The organism is Paenibacillus sp. PDC88 (genome assembly GCF_900106725.1).
Classification (GTDB): Bacteria; Bacillota; Bacilli; order Paenibacillales; family Paenibacillaceae; genus Paenibacillus; species Paenibacillus shunpengii.
On sequence record NZ_FNNT01000007.1, the window covers coordinates 43880 to 61635 of the forward strand.

Genomic DNA, 17756 nt, shown 5'->3' on the forward strand with positions numbered 1-17756 from the left:
TCAGCAAGCGAGCCAACATTTGGCCCACGCAAAAAAATAATTTTCTTCTGACTTGTAAATATGGAACATTATCCCACTATTCTGCGTTATAAGATTGCTGACGTGAAATGAGCCGCATAAGTTGCAAATGGAGCTGATGTTTTTTAATTTAATGGGAAGCTGGAGGAAATGATGATGAAGAAATGGGTATCCTCGGTTGTGATTGCTGCACTGGTATCCGCGGGCGTTGGTCATACGCCAGGTATGTTAAACGCGGCGACTGCCATCCAAATTTATATCGATAATGAAAGACTTCCGTCTCCCCAAGCGCCTGTAATGAAGGGCAATCGGGTTCTCGTTCCACTGCGCTCGATCTTTGAAGGGCTGGATGCGAATGTAATATGGAACAATAAGACGAAGACAGTTACAGCGACAAAAGGAGACCAGACGGTCTCCATGACGATCGGATCGAGCTATGCCACGATCAGTGGAAGCAGAGTCACACTCGATGTTCCGGCGTCGATCATCAAAGGCAGCACTATGGTGCCCATCCGCTTCGTGACGGAGGCACTTGGTGAGGAAGTGCTGTGGAACTCCAGTGCCAAACGTGTAGATATTATTACGAGCAGCAATGATCTGTCTTCTTCCACTGTAACGACCAGGGTCGGTACACAGTACGGGGATGCAAGAGATATCAGCGTGGAGTTTACCCCTTCGCAGAACGAAGGCGGGGTGCATGAATACCGGGTCATACTGGTCAAAGCCTCAAACAGTGGAAGCTTTAATCTGAATGAAGCCAGAAATGTATCTTATACGAGCTACACCCCCGTATCGAGAAAGATGGCAAGCTTAGTGTGACGTTGAAAGAGAACACACTGGATGCAGCGGGTCAAAAGATACAGTCTGGCACGGCTTACAAGGTCTATGTGCTGACCGTGGGGAATGATGCCTCTGATTTCTCCTATGTGCTGTCCTCGGCTAAAGATCCGATTACGATGAATGCCAAGCCGGCAGTGGCTGCAGCCTCAGAGGTTAAGATACGAGATATCGCGAATCATGGGGACGGAAGAGATATGGAAGTCAGCTTCAAGCAGCCGGGTACGACATCGGATATTACCAATTACCGCATCTTTGTCGTTAAGCAAAAGGATGCTTCATCCTTTGATGTGAACGCAGCCAGCAGAGCAGCGAACAGCTATTCTACACCCGTGAATAAGTCGAGCTCATCAACGATTACGACGACGTTGTCTTCAGGCACACGTGATTCATCGGGAGAGATGATCAAGAACGGCATCCCGTATGTCGTCTACATCTATTCGGCCAGCTCGAACACGAATAATAAGCAGCACAAGCTGTCTGGTGCTTCCTCTGCGATTACACTCGACAGTGCGACATTGACGGCTCCATCCATCACGGCAGTCAATGATGTAAATGATTATGGCAATGGCCGGGATATACAATTGTCCTTCAATAGAGCAGGCAATGAGGCCAAGGTCGGTTTTTATAGAATATATGTGGTTAGGAATAATCAAGCATCGTCTTTTAATATGACTGAAGCGAATAAGCTGGGCTCGGACCGATACTACGATATCTCCAAGACAGGTAACAATGTCACCACCACCTTGCCTGAAAAACTGAAGGATACCAGCGGTAATACAATCCGAGAAGGAGAGACGTACCGAGTCTTTGTTGCATCCATGGGCAATCAGCAGGGGGGATACTCCAATCTGCTCTCTGGTGCCTCGGCACAGATTACCCTTGTGAACAACTCGGTAACGAAGCCGATCAGTGGACTTGCGGTGAGTGATATTCAGGATTATGGGGATGGCCGTGACCTCAGAGTGACGTTTAACAAATCATCGAATGAAGCAAGTGTGGATCATTATCGCGTATTCGTCGTGAAATCGGGGAATGCAGGGGCTTTTAATTCATCTATTGCAAGCAGCATGAACAGCTCAAGATATACACGTGTAAACAAAACAGGCGGTAATCTATCTGTAGCCTTGTCTGCTGATGCGAGAGATACGGACGGTTCCACTATTCGCAGCGGAGTAAGCTACCGCGTATTCGTTCTTGCGGTCAGTAACAGAGGTGACAGCAAGCTGAACTCTCTGTCCGGTGCTTCATCTGTGATCCAGCTATCGGCGAGCAGTGCTCAGCCGGCTTCCTCGGTAGAGGCGGTCGTGAATGGAAATAGTGGCGATGGACGCGATGTCACCGTGAAGTTCAAGAAGGCTTCGGATGAAACCGGATTGTCTCGTTACCTCGTCATGGTTGTTCGGGCTGATGAAGCGAGCAGGTTTGATCTGGCATGGGCAAATCGGGTGGACTCGGGGAATTATACAGCAGTGGCGAAGAAAGGGTCAGATCTGTCACAAGTGCTGAACGAGAATACCAAGGACGTCAGGGGTGACCGTCTCACTCCGGGAACGAATTATAAGGTGTTTGTGTTGTCGCTAGCAGATGGAAAAGTACGCTCGGAAAATGCTTTGTCACAGCCATCTAACACGTTCGTAATCAATAAAGCACCTGTCGCAGTGGACACTGCCGTCATAACGAAGGTGGAGAATAAGCCTGCTGAGAATCCGGCTATAAAGGTGGATTTCAATAAGGCAGGCAATGAAGCCGGATTGTCCTTCTACGCAGTCATTGCGGTGAAGGCGGCGAATGCAGATCAATTTACGCTGGAGCAAGCGAATGCATTGCCAAGAAGCCAGTATACCGCGGTTTCCAGAACGGGAGACAACCTGAGCGCGGTGCTTGATACGTACGCGCTGGATGCAGATGGCAGCACATTGAAGGCGGGCGTTACCTATCGTATCTTTGTATTATCCGTAGCTGATGGAGACAAGGCAACTGTGAACAGCCTGTCGAGAGCAAGTGACACGATTGTAATGGAGGAATTGCCTGCTGCAGCTGCACCTCAATCACAGAGCACATCAGGTGAACACGGAGAAGACTCGGCTGCTAAGGATATATAATGGCTGCAGTTTAGGAGCATGACGGAAGTAGGAAGAAGCTCGAATTGCGATTAGCGGCAATTCGAGCTTCTTTGGTATGTTATCCACATGTTAATAAACCCTAGAGCATCCCGCAATGGCTGAGGATTCTCTAGGGTTTGTGTATGAATTATTCAGCCCTTCTTTTCCTTCCGAAGATCGGTTTAACGAGCACAAGTCCGATGGCTCCAATAGCGATGAGGGCAATGGCAGACAGCTGAATAGCGGGAAGCATATTGCCGAATATGTAGCCCAGAAGCAAAATGATGACCACGACGATGAGATAATTGATGATGGATTTCAGATTAAATCCAGCGCGTCTCGGTGACCGATGGGTCTCTTCATCCTCCGGTGCATGATTAAAAGAGAGGAGAATCTGAATTAATACAATCGCGCCACCGGCGATGAGGGCTAATGTAAACAGGCTGATACTCGTATAGGTTGATGGATCTTGGCCCGCTAACGAAGTCACCTGCCCGATGAGTCCCATTAGCAGAAATACCATCGATACCGCAGCCCAGGCAATCATGAGATTGAATTTAATTCCTTTGGTATTATCTGTATTTTCATTATTATTCTTATCCGCATCTTTAGCTGAGACGGTGGAGGAGGCTTTCGAATTTGCAGCGGGTGCTGCTCCCAGCGCATATTTATTCTCTTTTTCTTTAATATACTTGTCCGGTTTACCGCCGAATAATTGCTTCAGATTAGTGCCCTTACGTTGTGCTTCTAAGATTTCCTGTCCCATGCGGAGCAGCAGCTCCTCGAGCTCGAGCTCAGGAATGCGCGAGTTCCTGACCTGTTCCTCGATCAGGGCATAGAACTCCCTGGAAGGAGATGTCATCTGACCAATGACCGTAGTTTGCCGATTCCTGATCAGCATGATTTGTTTGCTGCGATTCATTACTTTATTGTCCACTCCTCTGTCCTATATCCGTACATCATATGAATAAAGTATACGGGAGTAAGGTGGAATTAGCAAAGTTAGGTGTAGGCTTATTCTTTATAGAACAGCTGAGTATGATGAACAGCTACATATATTATGGCAGCAATGACGGCAAGACAGAGAAATACACTTCCCAGGTGATGTTCAATCCAGTGGAACATGAGCTTCATGTGATATCTTCCTTTCCTGTAATCTTCGATTGCTGCTTGTTATTATTCCGAATCAGAGCTTGGATTAATCCGTCTCATTAAGTTTTATGAGGCCAATTCAGGGTCAGAGCGGGAGTGTATAGCCAGTTATCTCCTGTCACACACTATGTCGTGTGCTTATCTAAGAGCAGTACGCATATATAAGGAGGGTTTCGATCATGACACAGAACGATGCAACGAGACAGTATCTGTTAAACAGCCAGTCGAGAGGAGTCAAGGATGAGGTTGTGAAGGCAGAACATATTGAAGAAACAACGAGTCGTAATGAGGAATTTGCATGGGCTCATCAAGTGAGCCGTTCTGCAGAGACCCAGCGGGTGAAGGGAACAGCCCAGATCAGTGCTGAGATTGCGAATGTAGCACCCGTCTATCGGACAATAGCGGATACGGAGTTTGGATCAGATGATGAGGGAGTAATACCGCGCGGGGAGACTGAAGCGGAGCCTGTGGAATGGAAGGGCAAATCAGAAACCCATGCGATGTTTCGCCGGAGCTATGAATAGGCCATAGAGAATTCCATGGAGTGGATTGACTTTCGGTAAAGAATGGTGCTACACTATCTTCAACTAATTCACATTAAACTTATCGGAATTAATTGAAATATAGTTTGGTATTCGTTTAGGTGTTACTTTTTACTGGGAGGAAGTCATATGGAACGACAAATTGGCATTAAGCATGGGGAAGAGGAAATAGCAGCAACGATCCATTATCCGGTGGTATCCGAAATCTCAGAAGGCAAGAAGCCGGCACGAGTACCGCTTATCGTTATTTGCCATGGGTTTGTTGGCAATCGTATTGGTGTTGACCGTTTATTTGTCAAAACGGCGAGAGAACTGGCGGAGGACGGGAACCTGGTGCTTCGGTTTGATTATATCGGCTGTGGTGAGAGTACAGGTGAATATGGCGCTGAAGGGCTGCAGTCGATGATAAATCAGACGAAGAGCGTGCTTGACTATGCCCTGGATTGCTGTGATGTCGATCCTCAGCAGGTGACGCTGCTAGGTCACAGTCTCGGAGGAGCTACAGCACTTCATACCGCAGTAAGGGACAAGCGAGTAACCAAGCTTATTCTGTGGTCTGCTGTAGGGTATCCTTTTAATGATATTATAAAAATAACAGGCCGTGACAAATACGACACCTCTGTCAAAGAGGGGGCGGCAGATTATTTAGGCTATCGCTTTACTCCGGCATACTTTGAATCGCTCGCCGATTTCCAGCCGTTTCAGGAGGCGCTTAAATTCTCAGGTGATGTGCTGGTCATTCACGGAACGAGCGATGATACAATCCCGGTCGATTACGCCTTTTTATATCAGAAGGTATTCTGGATGCGCAGCGAGGGTCGCTGTGATAAGGATATTATTTTTCAAGGAGACCATACCTTTTCATCGGGGCCGGAACGTGAGCAGCTCATCAAGCGTACCCGTGCGTGGTTAACAGAGCAGCGTAATGCGAGCCAAGACTGGCAGCATTGGATGATCTAATGGAAGAAATAAATGTTTCAGTACTGAATGAATCAACTTTATTTCGTCCACCTCTAGATGTAAAATAAACACATACACCCATTCTACCTGTGTCTGGAGGCTTGGCAGCGATGACTTTACCTGCATTGTTTATTGCGCACGGTTCACCCACCCTCGTCATAGAGGACAACAACTACACAGCGTTCTTGAGAGAGCTTGGTGCCAGCTTACCGGTCCCGAAAGGTATTGCCTTATTCTCCGCTCATTATGATGAGCCGGTACAGTCACTGTCTGTAGATGAGTTTCATACAACGATGCATGATTTTTACGGATTTCCTAAAGAAATGTACAAGATTGAATATCCTGCCCCGGGCGATCCGGAGCTGTCGATGAGGATTGGCCAATTGATGGCAGCACAGAATCTGCCCTACAAGCTCGTTACAGGAAGAGGACTTGATCACGGTGCCTGGGTCATTCTTCGGCATATGTATCCGGAAGCGAATATTCCGGTCGTCAGCTTGTCTGTCGATTCCATGCGGTCAGAGCAGGAGCAATACCGTATCGGCTGTATGCTGGAGCCTTTAAGACACGAGGATATATTAGTGATTGGCAGCGGCGGGCTGGTACATAATTTGAGGAAGCTTAGTCCAGATTCAGAACCTGCAGCGTGGGCTGCCGAGTTTGATGAATGGCTCACAGTGAAGCTGGACGAGTGGAATCTTCGAGACCTTTATGATTACGAGAAAAAAGCCCCGAATGCCCAAGATGCGGTCCCTTCTTATGCTTCCGAGCATTTTGCACCCTTATTCTATGCGATGGGAGCAGCAGACAAGGAACGCAGAGCACAGAAGCTGTTTCAAGCCTATCAGTACGGCAGTTTGAGTCTGAATTGCTGGCAATTCGGTTAACTTATAACGAAGTTAAAGGCATTCCCTAATGGAAGAGACGATCTTCCCCCAGGGGATGCCTTTTATTGTTTATATACGAGCAACCGGCAGGTCCTAAGATTTAAGCTCGAAGAACTCACAGTCCTGCCGCTGATGATAGGCAATATCGCTGACACTGGATTGAATGACAATGGTCATCTCATCATAGCGGATAATAACACCGCCGGAGTCGATCTGCTGGTTATCTTTAAAAACGCGAATGCGTCTTTTGCGAGTCATGGCTTCTTCAAAGTCAAGGTTGGTAATTAAACGGCGATTCGTAGCCAAGGGGTTGTCACACCTCCATCATGGATTAAATGCCCATAGAAGCGGGCCGTGAAGAGAGTATACCACGGAAGCGTGCCGGTATGAACGGTCATAGCAAAAAGCAGGTCCCCGATAAACCTGCTCTCCATGTTTTTTCGATGGAGGAAGATTTGTCGGGCGGCCTGCCCTGTTACTATATCATCTATTTCGGGGCTTAGGTGTGCTGCGTCTTCGTGTTCACTTTTGCCACCGGGTCCTTACGATGTCTAAACTTGTTGTACATTCCGCGGATATAAGGGATTACCCAGTTATCGAGACCAATCTTAGCTGCATTGTATCCAGCGACAACGATGAAGATCTGCAGAAGTACCAGCTGTGCATTCGTGCTCACCGTTCCCGAGAAGAGGAACGCAAAGTTCATGACCATCGCCATTAGTGCAGCAAAGGTAGTGAAGCATCCAAGCAAGAGGCCTACACCGACCAAGAATTCACCGAGCGGTACGAGGAAGTTAAACAATTCTACGTTTGGAAGGGCAAAGCCTTCAAGAAATGCACCCCACCAGCCCTGAACTGTAGCACCCTCACCTGTCGATTTCTCGATTGCTCCTGTCAGGAATCCTGTAGCATCAAAGCCTCCGCCCGTCAGCTTCTGCCAGCCGTGAGTCATCCAGTCATATCCGAGATATACCCGAAGTACGGTCAGCAGCCACATTGCAACCTTGTTTTCTCTCAGCCATGTTGTAAACATATAAACCACTCCATCCTTTTTTTGTGAGGAATCGTAGGATTCCCCTTGTCTGAAGATCATTCGTTAATATCAAGATAGATTGAGCGATAGAAGTTAATGCCTTTATCTTTGTACACTCTTTTGCTCGTTCTATCTATAAAAGTGATCACTCTTTTGATGTCTTTATCTTAAAACATATCCCATCGTATGTTTGTGATAAAAATCACAATATATCAAAAAAAACGCCTATTTCCATGAATCTCATCTGATCTGAGCAATTTCTAGCAGGAAATCAAAGACATTTCGCTCGAATTTGTGATTAAATGGTAGAAAAGCATGCTGCTACTTTCCCTGATGATGAAGGAGGAACACACTTACGTGCAGATCGTAGAAAAATGGAAGCCCTCATTATACATCTTATTCTTACTCATCCTGCTTACAACCGCTTGCTCATCCAATAGCACCCCGGAAGCTGAGCCGTCAGAGCCGGTAGTGGAGACGCCGGGGCCCGCTGAGGAGTTGACAGAAGAGCCCGAAGCGGAGCCCGAGCCTGAGCTGGCTTATGCTGCTCCGTTAACAGGTATTCGCTCTGCAGAGCCTGTCGATGAAAGACCTCTTGCGGTAATGATCAATAATGCCCCGGCAGCAAGACCCCAATCCGGGCTTAGTCAAGCCGATCATATATATGAAGTGCTGGCTGAGGGGGGCATTACCCGGCTGATTGCGATCTTCCAGAGCGGAGGAGCTGCCGAAACGTTAGGTCCAATCCGCAGCATTCGCCCGTACCTCATCGAGCTTGGCGAGAGCTATGGAGGTATACTGGCACATGCGGGAGGAAGCCCGGCTGCCTACTCGATACTGCAAAATGAGGGGAAGCCATATCTCGATGAAATCTCGAATGGCGGACCTTATTATTTCCGCAGCAGTGACCGCAAAGCACCGCACAATCTGTATTCTTCTGTCGATCAGCTGCGAGAAGGCGCAGAGAACCGAGGATACTCACTAGAGAACAACGCACCCGTATATTCGTATTTGGAGCAAGGAGCGGAGGTAAGCGGAGAAGCAGTCCGTTCATTTGATATTTATTATCTGAACGACAGCTATACCGTAAGCTACGAATACGACAGTACTAGGCAGCAATATTTAAGAAGCGTGAATGGTACTGAGGATTTGGATGCAAATGATGGAACACGCTTAGCTGCTTCAAATATTGTTGTGCTGTCGACCTCACATCGGGTGCTGGATGATGTAGGCAGACTCGCCCTTGATCTGTCATCCGGCGGTGAGGCGATGCTGTTCCAGCAGGGCCAGCTGATTCGTGCAGAGTGGAAAAAATCCTCAGGGGACATCATTCGGTTCTATAAAGACGGGAAGGAGCTGCCGCTCGTTCCGGGAAAAAGCTTCTTCAGTATTGTGCCAGATTCTCCGGCACTTGAAGAGCATATTACATTACATTAACCACATAGCCAGATCATCATATGATGATCTGGCTATTTTTCTTTTTACACATCTAATGGTTATATCTAGGAATATCAAGGATATAGATGGAAGCTATGTGAGTCATTTGGATAATTGAGACATGATCAGGTCACTCTACATGAAGATGGCAACGTAGAATTATGAAAATTGTTCGGTTTTTGTGTAAACGCGGTGTAAAGTATGTTAAGATATCAAATGTTGTCATTTCATTTCATTACATTACATTTCACGCAATCTTTCTGTGAAGGGGATATAAGAATGGCTTTGAAGAAGAAGAAGGATATATTTTTTGAGTCACTGGAGAGTATGGCCGATACGGTCGTACACGCTGCGGATTATTTTGCCCAGCATGTCGGAAGCCTGAACAACATGGCTGAATTCACGAATCAATTGAAGAAGTATGAGTCTGAGTGTGACAACTACACACATACGATCATCAAAGAACTGAACAAGACGTTTATTACGCCGATTGAACGTGATGATATCATGGCGCTCGCTACGACGCTGGATGATGTGATGGACGGTATTGAGGCAACGGCATCCCGTTTCTACATGTACAATCTGACAGAACCGGATCAATATATTGTGCAGTTTGCTGAAATTATTCGCGAGTCTGCTTACGAAATTCAAAAAGCGGTACATTTGCTCTCTCAGAAAAAGCTGCTCGCTATTCGTGAGCATACAATTCGGTTGAACGATCTAGAGAATCAAGGGGACGAGCTTCTTCGTATTTGTATTAAGAACCTGTTTGATACCGTTACGGATCCAATCGAGCTGATTAAACGCAAAGAAACTTACGAGCGTCTCGAGACGACAACCGATGCTTGCGAGCATGTTGCCAACCGTCTTGAATCGATCATCATGCGGAACTCGTAAGGAGCATAATAATTATGGAAACTACGATATGGGTATTAGGAATTGTTATTTTCCTGGCGCTGGCCTTCGATTTCATTAACGGGTTCCACGATACGGCGAATGCCATTGCAACATCGGTATCGACGAGAGCTCTGACACCGCGCCGGGCTATTATTCTTGCAGCCAGCATGAACTTTATCGGTGCGCTGATGTTTACAGGGGTTGCGAAAACGATCGGGGGCAGTGTAGCAGACCCCACCAAGCTGGATAACGGGATCAATATCGTAATTGCGACGCTTATCGCTGCGATTGCGTGGAATTTGATTACCTGGTGGTTCGGACTCCCGTCCTCTTCATCTCATGCACTGATTGGGGCGCTTGCGGGTGCCGTGTTTATCGGTGAAAGAAGTGAGCTGAATTGGGCAGGATTTGCGGATATTGTAAAAGGTCTGATCTTCTCTCCAATCATTGCCTTCGTCATCGGTTATGTTGTGATGACCATTCTGAAATGGATCTTCGCCAAGCGCAGTCCGCATACGGTCAACAAGGGCTTCCGTACCATGCAGATCTTCACAGCTGCACTCCAATCCTTCACACACGGTACGAATGATGCGCAGAAAGCGATGGGGATTATTACATTCGCTCTCGTTGCAGGTAAAGTTCAGGATACGATGGAGGTTCCACTGTGGGTTAAGATCGCGGCAGCAACAGCGATGGCCGCAGGTACAGCAGTGGGCGGCTGGAAGATTATCAAGACTATGGGTACTAAAATATTCAAAATTGAGCCGATCAACGGTTTTGCAGCGGATTTCTCAGCGGCATCCGTCATCTTCGGTGCAACGCTGCTGCACCTTCCGGTCAGCACCACACATGCGATCACTTCGGCGATCCTCGGTGTAGGCTCGGCTAAACGCTTCAAATCCGTGAAATGGTCGCTGGCAGGACGTATTGTGGTAACCTGGTTTATCACCATTCCGATTTGCGGTTTTCTTGCCGGCCTTATTATGTGGTTATTCTTCTAAGCACTTCGTTTTTTATAAATAGATGTACAATAAACAGAACCCGGATCACCGCGAAGCTGTGGATTCATTTCGCGTTGTTGCCGGGTTTTCCGTTTGCTCCATGTGGAAAATGTTTATAACTCTGTGAATATGGGGACATCTAAGGGTAATAAAAGTCATATAAAAAAGTTATCCACTTGTGGATAGATAAATCAGCTATAATTATACAGTCCGTGCTTGCTTCTCTTTCAACGATGTGGGTTTGAACAGAGATGAGGAAGCAGGGCTTTTTTGTTCCGTAATATTTGTGATAGAGAGGGAAAGGCGTGATGCCCCATTATTCGGACGATGGCAATAACCCATGATCATAAAGTGATCAAAGAGTTACATCTGCTTGATATTCGTATTGAGGATTATGATTTTGTGTGGACAGATTTCAGTGCTCCGACAGAAGAGGAATCCCGGCTGCTAAAGGATTATTTTCATTTTCATCCACTCGCTGTTGAAGATTGCCTGCATGTCCTTCAGCGCCCTAAGCTGGATTACTATGGCGATATTCAATTCATGGTGCTTCATGCAATCCGTGAGGAGGAGGAGAAGGCGCACGAGGTGGATCTGTTTCTTGGCCCGAACCTGCTGGTATCCTATCATCATGAGCCGCTTGACGAACTGAATCAGGCCTGGGAGCGTATCGGGGGAGAGGCAGAGAGGCGCACCATCTGGAGCAGAGCGCCCATTGCGGCCGCCTATACAGTGATGGATAAGCTGGTCGATGGTTACTTCCCGGTCTTGTTTGCCATTGAGGATGAGCTGGCCGAGCTGGAAGGAAGGAGCGGTAACGCCCCGATGGATGAGCTGGTCAATCACGTATTTCTCATTCGAAGCAAGCTGCTTCGTTTGCGCAATACGATCGTGCCCATGCGAGATCTCTTGTATCGAATTGTCAACTCACAGCATATACAGGGGCAGAGCCGAAGTGATCATAAGCTGTATTTTATTGATATCTACGATCATCTGCTGAAGCTGACAGATATGCTGGACGCTGACCGGGAGATGACGGCAGATCTGCGGGACAGCTACATTTCGCTGAACTCGAATCGAATGAACAGCATTATGAAGACGCTGACAGTCATTACGACCTTGTTCATGCCCCTTACACTGATTGCCGGCATCTATGGGATGAATTTTCATTATATGCCAGAGCTCGGCTATCGATATGGATATACAGCGGTCATCGTGGTGATGCTCCTGCTGGGCAGTGGAATGATGATTTGGTTTAAGAAGAGAGGCTGGTTTAAATAAGTAAATCTTGCTCCATTCAAAAGTCGCCTTAACCTAAATAGAAGCACCCCGCGCTGAAGATCCAGCTGCGAAGGGTGCTTTATGAGGTGTTCTGCATCAGCCGGCTTGAATTATCTCCTTCTCTTTTTGGAGGATGAGGGAGAGTAGGGCTTGGAGGACGAAGTTTTGCGGCGTTTTTTGCCCGTGGAAGTCGTCTTCCTGCGTTTACGCTTCTTCCTCGGACGGTAGTAAGAATCGTCGTAAGTGGGTGATGTGGACTCTGCTGCTTTATTTGCTGCTGCAGCAGCTCCAAAGGGGAGTAGCCCTGCAAACAGCTTCATCATCGGGGCCATCTGCTGGACTCCGTTGACAACCTGCTGAACCTTCCCCATCCCATTAACGATCCCGTCAATGCCGCCAATTCGGTCAAACAGACCTTTCAGATTGCTCAGGTTATTCCCAATTCCGCCTAAATTGCCGAGCAGACCTCCCGTTGTGGCCGCTGCCTCGGTTTCGGCTGCCTGCTGTGTCACCTGATTCGCAGGATATACAGGAGCCTGCTGCTGAGGCATCGCATAAGGTGCTTGCGGCTGAGCAGGTACTAATGCATAGGGTTGTGCAGTGGGAGCCGGCGCAGGCGCAGACGGCTGGTTATAGTGTGGAATCCCAGGATAGGGTGAATACTGATTAGGGTCCGTGAATGCCCGAGCTTGCCGGCTGCGTCTTCTGTAGTGTTGTTGAGACATCGGTAGATCACATTCCTTTGCGCATGGTTTAGTATAGTGTATGTTGATGAGGTGCTCTGCGTTTAAGAAAATGCGAGATTTTACGGGATATTGGCGGATTTGGGCTCCGGCCCAAGCGGTTGTACCACATAAGAAAAGAGAAAACCTACGGATAAAAAAGTACGGATATTTACCGATAAATAGAGTAGAGTCAACAGGATTCGATCCACAGGGGAACGAATTAACATGAAGTCGGGGTATCGATATGTCCATGACTTCTCATATAACAGGAGCAAAAGGTATCACAATTCATTGCAAACCTGTGCATTATGGTATAATGTAGTTTGGCGTCGGTGTGCTGATCTTACCAGCTGTGTATAACGATGAAGGCTCGGGATGATTTTATTCTGCATCGCGTGAAAACGGTAATGCTTGAAATACCAATAACGTGTAGTTACAATGAAATAGTATTCATAGTAACCTTAGGGGATGATAACATGCAGCTGAAGAAGCTAAATGATAAAAGTATAGATCAATTATTTGAAGCCATTTTGACACTTAAGGACATCGAGGAGTGCTATGTATTCTTTGACGACCTGTGCACGGTGAACGAGATTCAGTCCTTGTCTCAGCGTCTGGAAGTGGCCCGTATGCTGGGTAAAGGCAATACGTACAATCAGATTGAGTCGGAGACGGGGGCAAGTACGGCCACCATTTCTCGTGTTAAGCGCTGCTTAAATTACGGAAATGACGGCTATAAGATGGCGCTGGAGCGCCTGGGACGCTAAATGATGATGAAGCCGGGAGTTCTGATCATCAGCCATGGATCCAAGGATTCGGGCTGGACTGAGCTTGTGGATCATGCCGTCATGCAGCTGTCACTGCCTGAAGGAGTGCCTGTTTACGCTTCTTTTCTGGAGAATGTAGAGGGAAGGCTTATTCAGGATGGAATTGATGAACTTGAACAGAAGGGTGTAACAGATATACTCGCTGTTCCTTTGTTTATTTCAGCGGGAAGTACGCATGTAGATGAGATTGAATATGCCCTTGGAGCCAAGCCTGTTCCAGAGAAGGAAACGGATCTTGAGCCTTTTCGGGTGAAGTCACGTGTCCATTATGGACATCCGCTGCATGATGATCCGCTGCTAGCTACGATGATCTGGGACAAGCTGAAGCCCTATTCGCAGGAGCCTTCTGAGGAAGTTATTCTGCTGATTGGACACGGCAGCCGTCACGACGAATTTCGGCAGCGATGGGAGCAGGGCTTCTCTACGCTCGCTCGTCTGGTTAAGGACATCAGTGGAGTTTCTCAAGCGGATTACGCACTATTGAATCCAGATCATATCAAGGATACGGCTGCTGGCTACATAGAACAAGGGTACCGGGTTCTAGTGATGCCGCTGTTTTTGAGTGCAGGGTATTTTACGAATGTAGAGATACCGAAGCGGCTGGATGGAATTCATGTCGAGTACAGTGGGGATCGTACGCTCTTACCGCATCCTTTGCTGCATCAGTGGATTGAGGAGCAAGTGGACGATATGCTGAGAGCCTTGGCGGACGCATAGCAGGACATAATTCTATCGTGATTGTTATTTATATTCGGTTATTATTGGAAATGCATATGGAATACAATAGAATAAGGAATAGAGGCCTGGCCGTTTGTCCTAAAAACAGTGGTATGATGCGAACTGAAATAAAGACGACGGCCGGTTTTTTGTTGTATAATAAACTATTGGATGTAAGAAACAGGTTGAGTTAGACATTAAGCGGCCGTGTTTTTGGGAATAGTAAGAAGATGAATTCATTTCATAATCGCTGTCGCTATGATACTATTTCTATCGTTTGCTCGGATTCATTTTATAACGCGGTATTCAGGGTATTACGAACTGGAGTGAAATTATAAGATAAGTGCCCAAGGCTGGTTGTATGGGATCATTGGGATATTTGCTAAAAGTGGGTGGCGTAAGGATCATGACTATGAAAAAGGCGAGATTAATCTATAATCCGACGTCAGGTCGGGAAGAGGCGAAGCGAAGACTCGCGTCAATATTGCAGCGTTTGGATGAGGGCGGAATTGAAGCATCCTGTCACGCAACGACGGGCGAAGGGGATGCGACTAGGGAAGCATCGGAAGCGATTGATCGCGGATACGATATGATCATTGCTGCAGGTGGAGACGGAACGCTGTATGAAGTCATTAATGGGATGGCAGGTAAAGAAAATCGGCCGCCGCTGGGCATTTTTCCGCTGGGGACGACCAATGATTTTGCAAGAGCGCTCGGAATCCCAAGGCATTGGGAGGATTACTGCGATATGGTGATCCGCCAGGAGACACGTCCTGTCGATCTGGGTCTTGTGAATAATCGTTATTTTATCAACATTGCCGGTGGTGGAACGCTGACAGAGCTGACCTATGAAGTACCAAGCCGTCTGAAGACCATGATTGGTCAGCTAGCTTATTACATGAAGGGCATGGAGAAGATGATTAATCTTACCCCGCAGGAGCTCTACATCAAGGCCAGGGGGCAGGAGGACATTCATGATGAATTCATGCTGTTCCTGATCGCCAATACGAACTCGGTCGGTGGATTCGAGAAGCTGGCACCGGGTGCGACGATTGATGACGGATTATTCGATGTCATTGCACTGAAGAAATGTAATCTGGCGGAGATGATTCGCCTTGTAACGATGGCGCTCCGCGGAGAGCATCTGGGTGACAAGAAGGTCATTCACTTCCAAACAGACTATATGGAGGTTACCTCACCGGGTGAAGTGCTGCTTAATCTGGACGGAGAGCTGGGCGGGTCCCTTCCGGCAAGCTTCAGAAATATGCCCCATCATATCCAAATCTACAGATAGACTGAGGCAGGTACTTCGAGTAATGTGAAATCTGATTCAGTATACAGCTGAATTGTTAATGGAGTAATAACTGGAATTCAATTACATTTTAAATCGAGAAAATCAACAAATGAGAGGAATTACGCAAAGATGAACAACAACCGCAGCGGTCGTGGAAAAAACCGCCGGAGCAGTGAAGTAAAGGCTGGAGCAGCGAGTCCAGGAGCAGGTAAGGCAAGTGGAGGACGTCTTCAAGGGAAGGATCATCGTGCCGGGAAGACAGGTAACAAGCAGACTGAAGTAATGTCAAGAACAGGGGTGCGGCCGCAAGGCGAGGCATCTTTTTCTGCTGACTATGGACAGTCCGGTGGGAGTTCGCGACGTTCGGAGATCGGACGTGGAGAATCGGCAGGGAGCTCTGGAAGTTCGGAGAAGAACGGAAGCCGTGCTTCTAGTAGAAGCAGAGAGAAGAACAACGACCGCGGCACGGGAAGACATCAGCAGGCATCACGAGATATTGCCGCAGAGCTTGGACTGCCTGTCGCTAAGAACGATGAAACGGTTATTGATATCATCGGGATGAATCATGATGGTGAAGGTGTTGGCCGTGCAGACGGTTATACCTTATTCGTTGCGGGAGCACTCCCGGGTGAGAAGGTCCGTGTAAAGGTACTTAAGACGAAGAAGCAGTATGGTTATGCGAAGCTGCTTGAGATTATTACCGAGAGCAAGGACCGCGTCGCTGCACCGTGTCCGATCTATGATCAATGCGGCGGCTGCCAGCTGCAGCATATGAGCTACGAAGGACAGCTGGCATGGAAGCGCCAGATCGTCGTGGATAACTTGACGCGGATTGGCAAGCTGAATGTGATCGATGGACAACCCGATTATCCACAAGTGGATAACTCCGCTGCAGTTATGGAAGATACTCACAGTGCTGGGGACAAACCTGTGTATGAAGGCATTCAAGTGCTTGAGACATTAGGGATGCAGGAGCCATGGCGTTACCGGAACAAGGCACAGGTGCCGATGGGTGAAATCGACGGTGGTCTGATCGGTGGCTTCTATGCCAAGGGCAGCCACCGCATCGTGGACATGGAGCGCTGTATGATTCAGCATGAGCATAACGATGAGGTCGTGGAGCAGGTTAAGCAGATTGGCCGCAGTGTCGGAATTAGAGCATATAATGAAGAAACAGGCAAAGGACTGCTTCGCCATGTGGTCGTGAAGAAGGCATTCCGCACCGGCGAGATCATGCTTGTGCTCGTCACGAATGGAGACAGTATTCCCCATGTGGAAGCTTGGATTCATGGAATCCGAGAGCAGATCCCTCAGGTGACGAGCATTTGTCAGAACGTGAATACGAAGAAGACCAACGTTATCTTCGGTGACGTTACCCGCGTGTTATGGGGCAGTGAGGTCATCTATGACTATATCGGAGACATCAAGTTTGCCATCTCTGCACGTTCCTTCTATCAAGTCAATCCGGTACAGACTGAGGTGCTGTATGGCAAGACGGTAGAGTATGCCGGGTTGACGGGGAAAGAGACCGTCATCGACGCCTACTGCGGAATCGGGACGATCTCACTGTTCCTTGCCCAGCATGCTGAGCATGTGTACGGGGTCGAGATCGTGAAGGAAGCGATTGAGGATGCGAAGAAGAATGCGGATCTGAACGAGATCACGAACGCCACCTTCGAGGCCGGCCCATCCGAGGATGTCATTCCGAAGTGGAAGGAGCAAGGAATCACGCCTGACGTCATCGTCGTCGATCCCCCGCGCAAGGGCTGCGATCCAAGACTATTGGATACGATTCTGGAGATGCGACCGGAGCGTGTGGTGTATGTGTCCTGTAATCCGTCGACCCTGGCCCGCGATCTGCGCGTCCTGGAGGATGGCGGGTTCAAGACGGTGGAGGTTACGCCGGTGGATATGTTCCCGCATACGAGTCATGTGGAGAGTGTGGCGGTGTTGGTTCGGAAACTTGTAGATAATGAATAAAGTCATGCTATTCGTAATAAACTCGTGCTAAAAATCGAATAAAGACGTGATAAAAGAGAGGAA

At 47.9% G+C, this 17756-nt stretch carries 17 protein-coding genes; 13 read left to right on the top strand and 4 right to left on the bottom strand.

All coding sequences use genetic code 11. The features are described 5' to 3' along the window. Window positions 1-168 precede the first annotated feature (168 nt). Both BLW49_RS19980 and BLW49_RS19985 read left to right on the top strand, forming a co-directional pair. Window positions 169-837 carry a copper amine oxidase N-terminal domain-containing protein gene (locus BLW49_RS19980; RefSeq protein WP_090726461.1) on the top strand — a complete coding sequence of 223 codons (669 nt, stop codon included), beginning with the start codon at window positions 169-171 and terminating at the stop codon, window positions 835-837. Further along, window positions 834-2960, top strand: a complete 2127-nt coding sequence (locus BLW49_RS19985) for a hypothetical protein (protein ID WP_090726463.1) — start codon at window positions 834-836, stop codon at window positions 2958-2960. The genes BLW49_RS19980 and BLW49_RS19985 overlap by 4 nt, the downstream gene beginning before the upstream one ends. Before the next feature lie 148 nt (window positions 2961-3108). Here the strand turns inward: BLW49_RS19985 and BLW49_RS19990 are convergent, their stop codons facing one another. Further along, window positions 3109-3882 carry a DUF1129 family protein gene (locus tag BLW49_RS19990; protein ID WP_090726465.1) on the bottom strand — a complete coding sequence of 258 codons (774 nt, stop codon included), beginning with the start codon at window positions 3880-3882 and terminating at the stop codon, window positions 3109-3111. 409 nt (window positions 3883-4291) lie between these two features. Here BLW49_RS19990 and BLW49_RS20000 point away from each other — a divergent pair, with 409 nt between their 5' ends. The 3 genes from BLW49_RS20000 (at window position 4292) to BLW49_RS20010 (ending at window position 6501) form a co-directional block, all read left to right on the top strand. Beyond that, window positions 4292-4636: a hypothetical protein gene (locus BLW49_RS20000; RefSeq protein WP_047912809.1), complete on the top strand. Its 345-nt coding sequence runs from the start codon at window positions 4292-4294 to the stop codon at window positions 4634-4636. A 147-nt stretch (window positions 4637-4783) separates the two neighbouring features. Next, window positions 4784-5614 (top strand): alpha/beta hydrolase, encoded by an 831-nt coding sequence (locus BLW49_RS20005; RefSeq protein ID WP_047912810.1) that lies wholly within the window; start codon window positions 4784-4786, stop codon window positions 5612-5614. A 110-nt stretch (window positions 5615-5724) separates the two neighbouring features. Beyond that, window positions 5725-6501 carry a DODA-type extradiol aromatic ring-opening family dioxygenase gene (locus BLW49_RS20010; protein ID WP_090726469.1) on the top strand — a complete coding sequence of 259 codons (777 nt, stop codon included), beginning with the start codon at window positions 5725-5727 and terminating at the stop codon, window positions 6499-6501. A gap of 93 nt (window positions 6502-6594) precedes the next feature. On the opposite strand, the gene BLW49_RS20015 is transcribed toward BLW49_RS20010, so the two are convergent. After that, complete coding sequence (locus tag BLW49_RS20015) at window positions 6595-6807, bottom strand: hypothetical protein (protein ID WP_047912812.1); 213 nt, start codon at window positions 6805-6807, stop codon at window positions 6595-6597. A gap of 193 nt (window positions 6808-7000) precedes the next feature. Beyond that, the gene (locus tag BLW49_RS20020; RefSeq protein WP_090726471.1) at window positions 7001-7534 is read right to left on the bottom strand and encodes a DoxX family protein; all 534 of its coding nucleotides are present in this window, start codon (window positions 7532-7534) and stop codon (window positions 7001-7003) included. A 357-nt stretch (window positions 7535-7891) separates the two neighbouring features. Between BLW49_RS20020 and BLW49_RS20025 the strand changes: the two genes are divergently transcribed. The 4 genes from BLW49_RS20025 to corA all read left to right on the top strand — a co-directional run bounded on the left by BLW49_RS20025 (window position 7892) and on the right by corA (window position 12150). Then, window positions 7892-8971 (top strand): DUF3048 domain-containing protein, encoded by a 1080-nt coding sequence (locus tag BLW49_RS20025; protein ID WP_256209853.1) that lies wholly within the window; start codon window positions 7892-7894, stop codon window positions 8969-8971. A 279-nt stretch (window positions 8972-9250) separates the two neighbouring features. Continuing rightward, entirely contained in the window at window positions 9251-9868 is a 618-nt protein-coding gene (locus BLW49_RS20030; RefSeq protein WP_047912821.1) for a DUF47 domain-containing protein, read from the top strand. A 14-nt stretch (window positions 9869-9882) separates the two neighbouring features. Then, window positions 9883-10869, top strand: coding sequence for an inorganic phosphate transporter (locus tag BLW49_RS20035; protein ID WP_076312434.1), 987 nt, complete (start codon window positions 9883-9885; stop codon window positions 10867-10869). A 315-nt stretch (window positions 10870-11184) separates the two neighbouring features. Continuing rightward, window positions 11185-12150: a magnesium/cobalt transporter CorA gene (gene corA / locus BLW49_RS20040; RefSeq protein ID WP_047912823.1), complete on the top strand. Its 966-nt coding sequence runs from the start codon at window positions 11185-11187 to the stop codon at window positions 12148-12150. A gap of 110 nt (window positions 12151-12260) precedes the next feature. Here corA and BLW49_RS20045 read toward each other — a convergent pair whose 3' ends face one another. Next, window positions 12261-12875, bottom strand: coding sequence for a hypothetical protein (locus BLW49_RS20045; RefSeq protein WP_047912824.1), 615 nt, complete (start codon window positions 12873-12875; stop codon window positions 12261-12263). 476 nt (window positions 12876-13351) lie between these two features. Between BLW49_RS20045 and BLW49_RS20050 the strand changes: the two genes are divergently transcribed. From BLW49_RS20050 to rlmD, 4 genes are all read left to right on the top strand, one after another. After that, window positions 13352-13642, top strand: a complete 291-nt coding sequence (locus BLW49_RS20050; protein ID WP_047912825.1) for a YerC/YecD family TrpR-related protein — start codon at window positions 13352-13354, stop codon at window positions 13640-13642. Between the two features lie 3 nt (window positions 13643-13645). Next, on the top strand, window positions 13646-14419 hold the full coding sequence (locus tag BLW49_RS20055) for a sirohydrochlorin chelatase (RefSeq protein WP_047912946.1): 774 nt from the start codon (window positions 13646-13648) through the stop codon (window positions 14417-14419). Window positions 14420-14831: 412 nt separating this feature from the next. Next, window positions 14832-15713, top strand: a complete 882-nt coding sequence (locus BLW49_RS20060; protein WP_047912947.1) for a diacylglycerol kinase — start codon at window positions 14832-14834, stop codon at window positions 15711-15713. A gap of 129 nt (window positions 15714-15842) precedes the next feature. After that, window positions 15843-17693, top strand: a complete 1851-nt coding sequence (gene rlmD, locus BLW49_RS20065) for a 23S rRNA (uracil(1939)-C(5))-methyltransferase RlmD (protein ID WP_090726472.1) — start codon at window positions 15843-15845, stop codon at window positions 17691-17693. Window positions 17694-17756 lie beyond the last annotated feature (63 nt).

Excerpts from the sequence above, each read along its gene's own strand:
- BLW49_RS19980 (WP_090726461.1), top strand. The coding sequence starts at position 169 with ATGATGATGAAGAAATGGGTATCCTCGGTTGTGATTGCTGCACTGGTA.
- BLW49_RS19990 (WP_090726465.1), bottom strand. The coding sequence starts at position 3,882 with ATGAATCGCAGCAAACAAATCATGCTGATCAGGAATCGGCAAACTACG.
- BLW49_RS20000 (WP_047912809.1), top strand. The coding sequence starts at position 4,292 with ATGACACAGAACGATGCAACGAGACAGTATCTGTTAAACAGCCAGTCG.
- BLW49_RS20005 (WP_047912810.1), top strand. The coding sequence starts at position 4,784 with ATGGAACGACAAATTGGCATTAAGCATGGGGAAGAGGAAATAGCAGCA.
- BLW49_RS20010 (WP_090726469.1), top strand. The coding sequence starts at position 5,725 with ATGACTTTACCTGCATTGTTTATTGCGCACGGTTCACCCACCCTCGTC.
- BLW49_RS20020 (WP_090726471.1), bottom strand. The coding sequence starts at position 7,534 with ATGTTTACAACATGGCTGAGAGAAAACAAGGTTGCAATGTGGCTGCTG.
- BLW49_RS20030 (WP_047912821.1), top strand. The coding sequence starts at position 9,251 with ATGGCTTTGAAGAAGAAGAAGGATATATTTTTTGAGTCACTGGAGAGT.
- BLW49_RS20035 (WP_076312434.1), top strand. The coding sequence starts at position 9,883 with ATGGAAACTACGATATGGGTATTAGGAATTGTTATTTTCCTGGCGCTG.
- BLW49_RS20045 (WP_047912824.1), bottom strand. The coding sequence starts at position 12,875 with ATGTCTCAACAACACTACAGAAGACGCAGCCGGCAAGCTCGGGCATTC.
- BLW49_RS20050 (WP_047912825.1), top strand. The coding sequence starts at position 13,352 with ATGCAGCTGAAGAAGCTAAATGATAAAAGTATAGATCAATTATTTGAA.
- BLW49_RS20055 (WP_047912946.1), top strand. The coding sequence starts at position 13,646 with ATGATGAAGCCGGGAGTTCTGATCATCAGCCATGGATCCAAGGATTCG.
- BLW49_RS20060 (WP_047912947.1), top strand. The coding sequence starts at position 14,832 with ATGAAAAAGGCGAGATTAATCTATAATCCGACGTCAGGTCGGGAAGAG.
- rlmD (WP_090726472.1), top strand. The coding sequence starts at position 15,843 with ATGAACAACAACCGCAGCGGTCGTGGAAAAAACCGCCGGAGCAGTGAA.